10 protein-coding genes are annotated in these 10976 nt (G+C 70.8%); 8 read left to right on the plus strand and 2 right to left on the minus strand.

The genetic code is table 11. The features are described from left to right. Positions 1 to 57: 57 nt before the first annotated feature. The 6 genes from AB0K12_RS33405 (at position 58) to AB0K12_RS33430 (ending at position 5913) form a co-directional block, all read left to right on the plus strand. Positions 58 to 1227, plus strand: a complete 1170-nt coding sequence (locus tag AB0K12_RS33405; protein ID WP_364570239.1) for a homogentisate 1,2-dioxygenase domain-containing protein — start codon at positions 58 to 60, stop codon at positions 1225 to 1227. Then, positions 1224 to 1994, plus strand: a complete 771-nt coding sequence (locus AB0K12_RS33410) for a hypothetical protein (RefSeq protein ID WP_364570242.1) — start codon at positions 1224 to 1226, stop codon at positions 1992 to 1994. Before AB0K12_RS33405 ends, AB0K12_RS33410 begins: the two co-directional genes overlap by 4 nt. Further along, positions 1991 to 3094, plus strand: a complete 1104-nt coding sequence (fahA, locus tag AB0K12_RS33415) for a fumarylacetoacetase (protein WP_364570245.1) — start codon at positions 1991 to 1993, stop codon at positions 3092 to 3094. The genes AB0K12_RS33410 and fahA overlap by 4 nt, the downstream gene beginning before the upstream one ends. 73 nt (positions 3095 to 3167) lie before the next feature. Further along, a complete protein-coding gene (locus tag AB0K12_RS33420) occupies positions 3168 to 4337 on the plus strand; it encodes an Ig-like domain-containing protein (protein ID WP_364570248.1) in 1170 nt (389 codons plus the stop codon). Between the two features lie 73 nt (positions 4338 to 4410). Continuing rightward, complete coding sequence (locus AB0K12_RS33425) at positions 4411 to 4842, plus strand: NfeD family protein (protein WP_364570251.1); 432 nt, start codon at positions 4411 to 4413, stop codon at positions 4840 to 4842. A 3-nt stretch (positions 4843 to 4845) separates the two neighbouring features. Then, entirely contained in the window at positions 4846 to 5913 is a 1068-nt protein-coding gene (locus AB0K12_RS33430; protein WP_364570254.1) for an SPFH domain-containing protein, read from the plus strand. Between the two features lie 42 nt (positions 5914 to 5955). On the opposite strand, the gene AB0K12_RS33435 is transcribed toward AB0K12_RS33430, so the two are convergent. Then, positions 5956 to 7146 carry a Gfo/Idh/MocA family oxidoreductase gene (locus AB0K12_RS33435; RefSeq protein ID WP_364570257.1) on the minus strand — a complete coding sequence of 397 codons (1191 nt, stop codon included), beginning with the start codon at positions 7144 to 7146 and terminating at the stop codon, positions 5956 to 5958. A gap of 103 nt (positions 7147 to 7249) precedes the next feature. After that, positions 7250 to 8392, minus strand: coding sequence for an ROK family transcriptional regulator (locus AB0K12_RS33440; protein ID WP_364570260.1), 1143 nt, complete (start codon positions 8390 to 8392; stop codon positions 7250 to 7252). 229 nt (positions 8393 to 8621) lie between these two features. Here AB0K12_RS33440 and tdh point away from each other — a divergent pair, with 229 nt between their 5' ends. Together tdh and AB0K12_RS33450 are read left to right on the plus strand one after the other, a co-directional pair. Next, positions 8622 to 9689, plus strand: a complete 1068-nt coding sequence (gene tdh / locus AB0K12_RS33445; protein ID WP_364570263.1) for an L-threonine 3-dehydrogenase — start codon at positions 8622 to 8624, stop codon at positions 9687 to 9689. Further along, positions 9689 to 10864: a glycine C-acetyltransferase gene (locus AB0K12_RS33450; RefSeq protein WP_364570266.1), complete on the plus strand. Its 1176-nt coding sequence runs from the start codon at positions 9689 to 9691 to the stop codon at positions 10862 to 10864. Before tdh ends, AB0K12_RS33450 begins: the two co-directional genes overlap by 1 nt. Positions 10865 to 10976: the final 112 nt, after the last annotated feature.

The raw sequence follows: 10976 nt of genomic DNA on the forward strand, positions 1-10976 counted from the left end.
GGTTGTTCCAGATAGAGGACACTTCCGTCCGATAACCGGACAGCAGTGGAGGGGTGGATGCCGTACTACCGCGTCGTGGGAGAGGTGCCGCGAAAACGGCACGTGCAGTTCAGGCGGCCGGACGGCGGCCTCTACGCCGAAGAGCTGATGGGCGAGGAGGGCTTCTCGTCCGACTCCTCGCTGCTCTACCACCGCCACCTGCCGACCGCCATCGTCAAGGCCGACGCCGTCACCCCGGCCGTGGAGACGACGCTGCGGCCCAACCTGCCGCTCTCGCCCCGCCACTTCCGCACTCAGGAGCTGGCCAGTGCGGGCGACCTCGTCACCGGGCGCCTGGTGCTGGCGGGCAACGCCGACGTCCGGTTGTCGTACGCCACCAGCGACCGGCCGAGCGAGCTCTACCGCAACTCCATGGGCGACGAGTGCGTCTACGTGCAGCGGGGGCGGGTCCGCTTCGAGTCCACGTACGGCGTGATCGAGGCCGGTGAGGGCGACTACGTGATCGTCCCGACCGGCACCATCCACCGCTGGGTGCCCGACGGGCCGGTCAACGTGCTGGCCATCGAGGCGTCCGGGCACATCAGGCCGCCCAAGCGCTACCTGTCGCAATACGGCCAGTTCCTGGAGCACGCCCCCTACTGCGAGCGCGACCTGCGCGCGCCCACCGAGCCGCACATCGTCTCGGGTGAGGAGGTGCCGGTGCTGGTCCGCACGCGGGGCGGGCTGACCAGGCTGGTCTACCGCCACCACCCGTTCGACGTGGTCGGCTGGGACGGCTACCTCTACCCGTACGCGTTCAACATCGAGGACTTCGAGCCGATCGTGAAGAAGACGCACGCGCCACCGCCCGTGCACCAGACCTTCGAGGGGCCCGGTTTCGTGGTGTGCTCGTTCTGTCCCCGGCCGCTCGACTACCACCCGGAGGCGGTTCCGATCCCGTACAACCATCACAACGTGGACTCCGACGAGTTCATGTTCTACGTGGGCGGCGACTACTCCGCGCGGGCCGGCTCCGGCATCGACGTCGGGTCGATCTCGCTGCATCCCGCCGGGTTCACCCACGGGCCGCAGCCCGGCGCCGTTGAGGCGGTGATCGACGCCGTCTCGCGTGGCGTCACCGTGACGAGCGAGATGGCCGTCATGGTCGACACGTTCCGCCCGCTCGACCTCGGACAGGGCGCTCTGTCCTGCGAGGACCCCGGATACGCCTGGACCTGGGCACGATGAAACTCTATGCCGCACTCGTCGACGACGCCGGGCTGTTCCCGCCGTCGTCCCTGCACATGACCGAGGCGCTGGCCCGCAACCGGCGCGACCTTGAGCACGGCAGCGACGTGCTCACCCACCGTTTTCTCTGCCCGGCCAGCCGGCTCGACCGGCTGCGCGGCGCCGGCTACCGGCCGCGTCACATCGGGCTCATCGCCGACACCGCCGACCTGCCCGACTTCGGCGACCTGCCGGTGGACTTCGTCGAGACGAAGCTGCCGCCCGACAGCACGGTCGAGGCGCTGGCCGACCGGCTCGGGCTGCCGGAGGGCGTGCGGCTGTTCGCCGAGGTGCCCGCGCACAAGACCGCCGGTGACCTGCCGCCCGACACCGGGCTCAAGGTGCGCTGCGGCGGCGCGGCGGCCGAGGACTTCCCGCCGGTCGAGCACCTCGCGCAGTTCATCAAGTCGTGCGCGGACAACGGCATCCCGTTCAAGGCGACGGCCGGGCTGCACCACGCCGTACGCCACTTCGACCCCTCGCTCGGCGTCGACCGCCACGGCTTCCTCAACCTGCTGCTGGCCGTCTGCGAGGCCGTCGAGGGCCGCGACCCGACGCCCGTGCTGCGCTCCACCGACGTCGGCCACCTCGTGCGCATGGCCCGCACGGTCTCCGACGAGACGGCCGCCCGCGCCAGGCGGCTGCTGGTCAGCTACGGCTCCTGCAACACCACCGCGCCGCTCGACGACCTGTGCGCGCTCGGACTGATCGAGGAGGAGGATCGGTGAGCTGGGGTGTGGACAACCTGCCCTATGGGGTCTTCTCCTGCCCGGGAGAGCGGCCCAGGGTCGGCGTCAGGTACGGCGACAAGGTGCTCGACCTGGCTCCCGCGCTGCACGACGAGGTGTTCGCGGCGCCCTCGCTCAACCCGTTCATGGCGCGGGGCCGCGCGGCCTGGCACGCCACCAGGGAGCTGATCCGCAACAAGCTGACCACCGACCTGTCCGTCACCGAGGCCCACCTGATCCCGCTCGACCAGGTGCGCCTGCACCTGCCGTTCGAGGTGGCCGACTACGTCGACTTCTACTGCTCGATCGAGCACGCGAGCGCCATCGGCCAGATCTTCCGCCCCGGCCAGGAGCCGCTGCAGCCCAACTGGCGGCACCTGCCGGTCGGCTACCACGGCAGGGCGGGCACGGTCGTGGTGTCGGGCACGCCGGTCAGGCGGCCGAGCGGGCAGCTCGGTCCCGGCAGGTTCGGGCCGTGCGAGAAGCTCGACATCGAGGCGGAGCTGGGGTTCGTGGTCGGCGTGCCGACCACGCCAGGCGAGCCGGCGGGGTCGTTCGATGAGCACGTGTTCGGGGTGACGCTGGTCAACGACTGGAGCGCGCGTGACATCCAGTCGTGGGAGTACGTCCCGCTGGGCCCCTTCCTGGCCAAGTCGTTCGCCACGTCGATCTCGCCCTGGGTGACGCCGCTGGAGGCGCTGCCGCGCGTCCCCGGCCGGGCCCAGGACCCCGAGCCCGCCCCCTACCTGCGCCGCCGAGCCGACTGGGGGCTGGACATCACGCTGGAGGTGCTGCTCAACGGCGAGGTGATCTCCCGGCCGCCCTACCAGGGGATGTACTGGACGCCCGACCAGATGCTCGCGCACATGACGGTGAACGGGGCCACGCTGCGGACGGGCGACCTGTTCGCCAGCGGCACGATCTCCGGCCCTGAGCGCGACCAGCGGGGCTCGCTCATGGAGCTGACCTGGAACGGAGCCGACCCGATCAAGCTGCGGGGCGGCGAGACGCGGACGTTCCTCCAGGATGGCGACACGGTCACGATCAGGGCCGCCGCGGGCGGGGTGACCCTGGGGGAGGTTTCCGGAACCGTCGGATAAGTGACTTGACGTGCTTGCATCGTGACTCACCGCTACGCTGGGACCTCCCTCTCCCTCGGAAAGCAGGAGTCACATGCGTCGTGCCGCGATGTTCTGTGTCGCCTTCCTCCTGGTCTGCGGCTGCACGTCCGTCACCGCGGCCACCCCCTACGCGCCACCCGTCGTGCGGGTCTGGCCGCCGTTCGACACCAAGCGGGCGCGGCCCGACCGCGGCCTGGTCGTCAGCGCCCAGGGCGGCACGCTCAGCCAGGTGCTCGTCTACCAGGCCGGCGAGCCCGTGCCGGGGCGGCTCGACGGGTCGCGTACGACGTGGCGCACCGACTGGACGCTCAAGCCCGCCACCGAATACACGGTCACCGCCACCGCCACCCGTGAGGGCGCGCCCGCCACCGTCGCCATGGGCCGCGTCCGCACCCGCGCCGTCGACACGACGTTCCAGGTGGCCCGCATCACGCCGCTGCCCGGCGAGACCGTCGGCGTCGGCATGCCGATCATCATCGACTTCGACACCCCGGTCAGCGACCGCGCCGCCGTCGAAGAGGCGCTCGAAGTGCGCACCTCCGCCCCGGTCGAGGGGGCCTGGCGCTGGCTCAGCGACACCCAGGTGGCCTACCGTCCCCGCCGGTTCTGGACGCCCAGGCAGCAGGTCACGGTCACCGCCCACCTGGCCGGCGTACGCGCGGGCGACGGCCTCTACGGCGCCACCGACACCACCTTCGCCTTCACCGTCGGCCGCAGGCAGACCAGCACCATCGACACCAGGACCCACCAGATGGTCGTCACCCGCGACGGCCGGGTGGCCCAGCGCATGGCCATCAGCGCCGGCATGGCCACGACCGTCGAATACACCACGACCAGCGGCTGGCACCTGACCATGGACAAGGGCAACCCGGTCCGCATGATCTCCCCTGGCCGTGAGGAGGGCGACCCCGGCTACTACGACCTGATGATCGACCACGCCGTCCGCATCTCCGACAGCGGCGAATACGTCCACGCCAAGGACAACGTGTGGGCCCAGGGCCGGGCCAACGTCAGCCACGGCTGCGTCAACGCCCGCCCCGACCAGGCGGCCTGGTTCTACGCCACCTCACTGCGCGGCGACCCGGTGCTCATCACCGGCACCGACCGGCCGCTCGAATGGCACAACGGATGGGGTTTCTGGCAACTCCCGTGGCAGAAATGGCGCCAGGGCAGCGCGCTCCTGGGAAAGGGCGCCGGTGACGTGTTGGTACCGAGGGGTTGATATCAGGATTACCGTAGACAGTGGGGGAACCAGATAAGAGTGCAGGCCCGTTATACCTTGAGGAGGGCCGGACATGGACGAATGGATCATCTGGGTTATCCTTGCGATCGTCCTCGGTGTTGCCGAAATCTTCACTTTGACGGCGTCCCTCGGTCTGCTCGGCGTCGCCGCGCTGCTCACCGCTGCCGGCGCGGCCGTCGGATTGCCCGTTCCCTTGCAGTTACTCCTCTTCGCCGTGACGTCCACCGCCGGCTTGCTGGTGCTCAAGCCGATCGCGATGCGCTATATCAAACATCCGCCGTTGCCGCGTTTCGGCGTGGAAGCACTCGTCGGAAAGCCCGCCTACGTCGTCTCCGAGGTGACGGGCAGAGACGGTCGCGTGCGCATCGGGGGCGAGGAATGGTCGGCGCGCGCCTACGACGAGACCCTGGTGATTCCCGCAGGGGCAACCGTCGACGTCATCGAGATCGAGGGGGCCACCGCCCTCGTATATCCCCGGGAGTGATCCATGGACCCGCTGTTGCTGGTCGGAATCTTCATCATCCTGTTCGCGGTGATCACGATGCTCAAGGCCGTGCGCATCATCCCGCAGGCCAGGGCGCGCAACGTCGAGCGGCTCGGCCGCTATCACCGCACGCTCAAGCCAGGTCTCAACTTCGTCATCCCGTACATCGACCGCGTCTACCCCATGATCGACCTGCGTGAGCAGGTCGTCTCCTTCCGCCCCCAGCCGGTCATCACCGAGGACAACCTGGTCGTCGAGATCGACACCGTGCTGTACTTCCAGGTCACCGACCCGCGGGCGGCTGCGTACGAGATCGCCAACTACATCCAGGCGGTCGAGCAGCTCACGGTCACCACGCTGCGCAACGTCGTCGGCTCCATGGACCTGGAGAAGACCCTCACCTCCCGCGACACCATCAACAGCCAGCTGCGCGGCGTGCTCGACGAGGCCACCGGCAAGTGGGGCATCCGCGTCAACCGCGTCGAGATCAAGGCCATCGACCCGCCGAAGACCATCAAGGACGCGATGGAGAAGCAGATGCGGGCCGAGCGCGACAAGCGGGCCGCGATCCTCAACGCCGAGGGCCAGCGGCAGTCGCAGATCCTCACCGCCGAAGGTGACAAGCAGAGCCGCATCCTGCGCGCCGAGGGCCAGCGCACCGCCGCGATCCTGGAGGCCGAGGGTCAGTCGCGGGCCATCGACCAGGTCTTCCAGGCCGTGCACCGCAACGACCCCGACCCCAAGCTGCTCGCGTACCAATACCTCCAGGTGCTGCCGCAGCTCGCTCAGGGCGACGGCAACACGTTCTGGGTGATCCCCAGCGAGGTCACCTCGGCGCTGCAGGGCGTCTCCAAGGCGTTCACCGAGGCGCTGCCCCGCACCGCGGCCAGGGAGGACCTGCCCGAGTCCTCCGCCGCGGACGAGGAGGTCGCCAAGGCGGCGGAGGCGGCGGCCGAGGCGGTCGCCGACGCCCAGGAGGCCAACGGGCCGCGCCAGCTCACCCAGGCCGCCGAGGAGCCGTCCCCGTTCGCCGGCCTCGACAAGAAGCCGACCGAGGCCGAGCACCGCTGACCGGCCACGGCACGCCGCCCGCCGATGCGGCGGGCGGCGTTCTCATGCCTGCTGGCCGCCGTCGAAGTACGCCGCCAGGTCCGGGTCGAGCGGCGGCACGTCGTACGGCCGGCCGCCGTCGCGCAGCGACATCGTGGCGAGGTAACCGGCCGCGACGCTCATCCTGGCCGCCACCGGCGAGGTGTCGGTCACCCCGCCCTCGCGCGCGAACCTGATGAACTCCGACATGATCTGCACGTCCGCGCCGCCGTGCGTGCCCTGCGCCTCCGGCACCTTGTACGCGATGTCGCAGTCGTCCCGATACCCCGTCGGCCCGGTGTTCCAGACCTTGACCGTGGCGCCCGGCCCGTCGCCGAAGTTCTCCAGGCGGCCCTCGGTGCCGATGACCGTGTAGTTGCGCACGTAGTCGGGCGTGAAGTGGCACTGCTGGTAGGCGGCGATGACGCCGTTGTCGAGCCGCATGTTCATGACCGAGACGTCCTCGACGTCCACGACCGGGTTGAGGTCCTGGCGGGCGGTGGGCGGCCAGTCGTCGGCCAGCAGCCACTCGCCGTCCGGCCGGAGCGTGCCGGGGGCGCGGCGCGGCAGGTCGCCGTGGAGCAGCAGGTCGCCGAGCGCGTTGACGCGGGTGGTGTAGCCGCCGGCCAGCCAGTGGATGACGTCGAGGTCGTGGGTGGCCTTCTGCAGCAGCAGGCCCGTCGTACGGGTGCGGTCGGCGTGCCAGTCCTTGTAGTAGAACTCGGTGCCGTAGCCGACGAAGTGGCGCACCCAGACGGTCTTGGGCTCGCCGATGACGCCCTTGGCGATGATGTCGCGCATCAGCCGGACGACGCCCATGTGGCGCATGTTGTGGCCGACGTACAGCTTGGTGCCGGTCTCGCGGGCGGTGCGCAGGATGGCGTCGCAGCCCTCGACCGTGATGGCCATGGGCTTTTCGAGGTAGAGGGCCTTGCCGGCGCGCAGGACGTCGACGGCCAGCCGCTCGTGCGTGTCGTCGGGGGTGTTGACCACGATCGCGTCGAGGTCGGGGCGGTCGAGCAGTTCGCGGTGGTCCTGGGTGAGGAAGGCGGCCGCGGGGAACTTCGCGGACTGCCGCTTGAGCACGGCGGGGTCGGCGTCGCACAGGGCGGTCACGACGGCCCCCTCGCCGGCCCCCTCACTGGGCCGGTCGGCGGCGAGGGCGATGCTGGTCCGCAGGCCGAGCCCGATGACTCCGATGCGCAGGTCTTTCACTGACGTCCTCCCCGCATTACGCAAGTTACTTGCTTTAATCTCGCATGATTTCCCGAAAAAGGTCAATACATGGCTCGAACGCGCGTCATCGCGCAATCGATAGTCAAGCGGACAGCGTAAACAGGCGCCGCTCGGCGTGGTCGAGTGCCCACCTGACCGCGCCCAGTACCACGCACTCGTTGCCCAGCGTCGAGGCCACCACCGGCGGCGGGCAGAGGCACACGTCGGCGAACCGCTCCGCGATCGGCTCAAGCAGCAGGTCACCGGCCTTCGACAGGCTGCCGCCGATCACCACCAGCTCGGGGTCGAGCGGATTGACCACGGTGAGCAGGCCGTCGCCGAGGTGGCGGGCGAACGCCCGGACGGCCGCCAGCGCCCGCTCGTCACCGGCCCGCGCCCGCTCGACGGCGAACTCGGCGGCCTCGCGCTGCGAGCGCATCTCCCCCGGCTCGGCCGCCAGCGCGTAGTCGATGACGTGCCGGTGGGCCAGCCAGTGGTCGCCCGACTGGCGGCCGATCTCGCCCGATGCCGTGTGGGCGCCCCGGTGCGGCCGGCCGCCGATGAGCAGGCCGAGGCCGAGCCTGCTGCCGGTGAACAGATAGACCACGTCGTCGTGGCCGCGCGCCTGCCCGCGCCAGTGCTCGGCCAGCACCGCGAGCCGCATGTCGTTCTCGACCAGCACGGGGGCGGGCAGCCTGCGGGCCAGCTCGCCGCGCAGGTCGAGGCCCGTCCACCCGGCCAGCGCGACGCTCTTGACGACCCGGCCCGCGCCGTCGACCGTGCCCGTGGTGCCGACGCCCACCGCCGCCAGGCCGGACACCGGCAGCCCCGCCTCGGCCGCCACTGTCTCGACCAGCCCCGCGACGGCGTCGAGCCGGTCGGCGGCGGGCATCGAGGCGTGGTGGCGCAGGCGCTGGGCGGCCACCACCGTGCCGTCGAGGTCGCTCACCATCGCCCGCAGCCAGGACGAGCCGACGCCCACCCCCACCACGTGACCTGCCGCGGCCCTGAATCTGAAGCGCCGCGCGGGCCGCCCCCGCCTGCGGTCGCCAGGCTCCTCGCCGCACTCCTCCGCCCAGCCCCCCGCCACCAGGTCGTCCACGATGACCTCGGCCGTGGGCCTCGACACCCGGGCCGCACCCGCCAGCTCGGACACGGTGGCCGCGCCGCTCTCGCGCAGGACGCGCAGGATCGCCGCCGAGTTGAGCCTGCGCAGGAGGGAGGCGTCGCCGCTCTGCTGCCGCATCCGTCCTCCGGTTATCTCAAGTCGGTTGGCTAATTCTGCCAGGTGCGGAGGTCGCGTGAAGCGGAGCTGTGGGGGCACTTAAGAACTCCTCGATGGACACGTCCCGAGCCGAAGCGGCACAGTGCGTTGCGACGCGTCATGTCCGGCCCGCTCGCCGAGCCCCTTCCGGGGCGGCGGGGTGACGGGGCCGGGGGCTCGTCAGTAGGTTGTGACAGGGGGAAGCGACGTCATGAAAGCGCTGGTCAAGAACCAGGCCGAGCCTGGCCTGTGGCTGGTGGACGTGCCGGAGCCGGAGCTGGGGCCCGGTGAGGTGAAGATCCGGGTCCTGCGTACCGGGATCTGCGGCACGGACCTGCATATCCGGAAATTTGATGATTGGGCGCGTCACACGCTGGAGCTGCCGCTCATCGTGGGCCACGAGTTCAGCGGCCACGTCGTCGAGGTCGCGCCCGGCGTCGAGGACATCGCCGTCGGCGACCTCGTCAGCGGCGAGGGCCACCTCGTCTGCGGCAAGTGCCGCAACTGCATGGCGGGGCGCCGGCACCTGTGCCGCAACACCGTCGGGCTCGGCGTCAACAGGGACGGCGCCTTCGCCGAGTACGTCACCCTGCCCGCCACCAACGTCTGGGTCCACCGCAACCCCGTCCACCCCGACATCGCCGCCATCTTCGACCCCTTCGGCAACGCCGTGCACACCGCGCTCTCCTTCCCGCTCGTCGGCGAGGACGTGCTGATCACCGGCGCGGGCCCGATCGGGCTCATGGCGGCCGCCGTCGCCACCCACGTCGGCGCGCGCAACGTGATGATCACCGACGTCAGCGACGAGCGGCTCGACCTGGCCGGCAAGCTCGGCGTCTCCCTCGCCGTGAACGTCGCCCGCTCCTCCATCGCCGAGGGCATGCGCCAGCTCCACCTGCGCGAGGGCTTCGACGTGGGCCTGGAGATGTCCGGCAACCCGGTGGCGGTGCGCGACATGATCGCGAGCATGACCCACGGCGGCAGGATTGCCATGCTGGGGCTGCCCGCCGAGGAGTTCGCCGTCGACTGGGCGACGGTGGTGACCTCGATGCTCACCATCAAGGGGGTGTACGGCCGGGAGATGTACGAGACCTGGTACAACATGTCCGTCCTGCTGGAGAAGGGGCTCGACCTCAGCCCGGTGATCACCGACCGGTTCTCGTACCAGGACTTCGACGCCGCCTTCGACACGGCGGCGAGCGGCCGTACCGGGAAGGTGATCCTCGACTGGAGCGAGGACGCCGGCGGCACCGCCCCGACCACGAACAGGAGCGCCTGATGTTCACCAACGTGCGCGAGCAGCTGCGTGCGACGCTCGACGAGATCACCGAGGCCGGGCTGCTCAAGCCCGAGCGCGTCATCTCCACCCCGCAGAGCTCCCAGGTCGGCGTGGCCGGGCGCGAGGTGCTCAACTTCTGCGCCAACAACTACCTGGGCCTCGCCGACGACCCGGCGGTGGTCGAGGCGGCCAAGGAGGCGCTCGACCGCTGGGGCTTCGGCATGGCCTCCGTACGGTTCATCTGCGGCACCCAGGAGGTGCACAAGGAGCTGGAGTCGCGCCTGTCGGACTTCCTCGGCATGGAGGACACCGTCCTCTACAGCTCCTGCTTCGACGCCAACGGCGGCGTGTTCGAGACCCTGCTCGACGCCCAGGACGCGGTGATCTCCGACGCCCTCAACCACGCCAGCATCATCGACGGCATCCGCCTGTCCAAGGCCCAGCGCTTCCGCTACGCCAACCGCGACATGGCCGAGCTGGAGTCCCGGCTCAAGGAGTCGTCGGAGGCGCGGCGGCGGCTCATCGTGACCGACGGCGTGTTCTCCATGGACGGCTACGTCGCGCCGCTGCGCGAGATCTGCGACCTGGCCGACCGCTACGACGCCATGGTCATGGTCGACGACTCCCACGCCGTCGGCTTCGTCGGCCCCACCGGGCGCGGCACTCCCGAGCTGCACGGCGTGACCGACCGGATCGACATCATCACCGGCACCCTGGGCAAGGCGCTCGGCGGGGCCAGCGGCGGTTACGTCGCGGCCCGCAAGGAGATCTGCGACCTGCTGCGGCAGCGGTCCAGGCCGTACCTGTTCTCCAACTCGCTGGCGCCCGTCATCGCGTCGGCCTCGCTGCGCATCCTCGACCTGCTGGAGACCTCCAGCGACGCCCGCGAGCGGCTGCGCGCCAACACCGCGCGCTTCCGCGAGGGGATGACGAAGGCCGGGTTCGACATCCTGCCGGGCGACCACCCGATCGTGCCCGTCATGATCGGCGACGCCGCCGAGGCCGCCGCCATGGCCGAGCGCCTGCTCGACCTGGGCATCTACGTGATCGGCTTCTCCTACCCCGTCGTGCCGCACGGTAAGGCGCGGATCCGCGTCCAGCTGTCCGCCGCGCACTCGGCGGAGGACGTGGACCGCGCGATCGAGGCGTTCACCCAGGCCCGCACCGCCGCCTGACCGCGGCTCGCGGGGCGGCCCGTTCGCCGCACGGGCGGGCGGCCTCCGGAGGCCGCCCGCCCCCCCCCCCGGGGCCCCCCCCCCCGGGTCGCCCCAGCCGACCGGGGGCTGG

The sequence above is a fragment of the Nonomuraea sp. NPDC049419 genome (genome assembly GCF_040676995.1).
Classification (GTDB): domain Bacteria; phylum Actinomycetota; class Actinomycetes; order Streptosporangiales; family Streptosporangiaceae; genus Nonomuraea; species Nonomuraea salmonea.

What these genes read in the sequence shown, in the direction of transcription:
- AB0K12_RS33405 (WP_364570239.1), top strand. Translation starts at nt 58, where the DNA reads ATGCCGTACTACCGCGTCGTGGGAGAGGTGCCGCGAAAACGGCACGTG.
- AB0K12_RS33410 (WP_364570242.1), top strand. Translation starts at nt 1,224, where the DNA reads ATGAAACTCTATGCCGCACTCGTCGACGACGCCGGGCTGTTCCCGCCG.
- AB0K12_RS33420 (WP_364570248.1), top strand. Translation starts at nt 3,168, where the DNA reads ATGCGTCGTGCCGCGATGTTCTGTGTCGCCTTCCTCCTGGTCTGCGGC.
- AB0K12_RS33425 (WP_364570251.1), top strand. Translation starts at nt 4,411, where the DNA reads ATGGACGAATGGATCATCTGGGTTATCCTTGCGATCGTCCTCGGTGTT.
- AB0K12_RS33430 (WP_364570254.1), top strand. Translation starts at nt 4,846, where the DNA reads ATGGACCCGCTGTTGCTGGTCGGAATCTTCATCATCCTGTTCGCGGTG.
- AB0K12_RS33440 (WP_364570260.1), bottom strand. Translation starts at nt 8,392, where the DNA reads ATGCGGCAGCAGAGCGGCGACGCCTCCCTCCTGCGCAGGCTCAACTCG.
- tdh (WP_364570263.1), top strand. Translation starts at nt 8,622, where the DNA reads ATGAAAGCGCTGGTCAAGAACCAGGCCGAGCCTGGCCTGTGGCTGGTG.
- AB0K12_RS33450 (WP_364570266.1), top strand. Translation starts at nt 9,689, where the DNA reads ATGTTCACCAACGTGCGCGAGCAGCTGCGTGCGACGCTCGACGAGATC.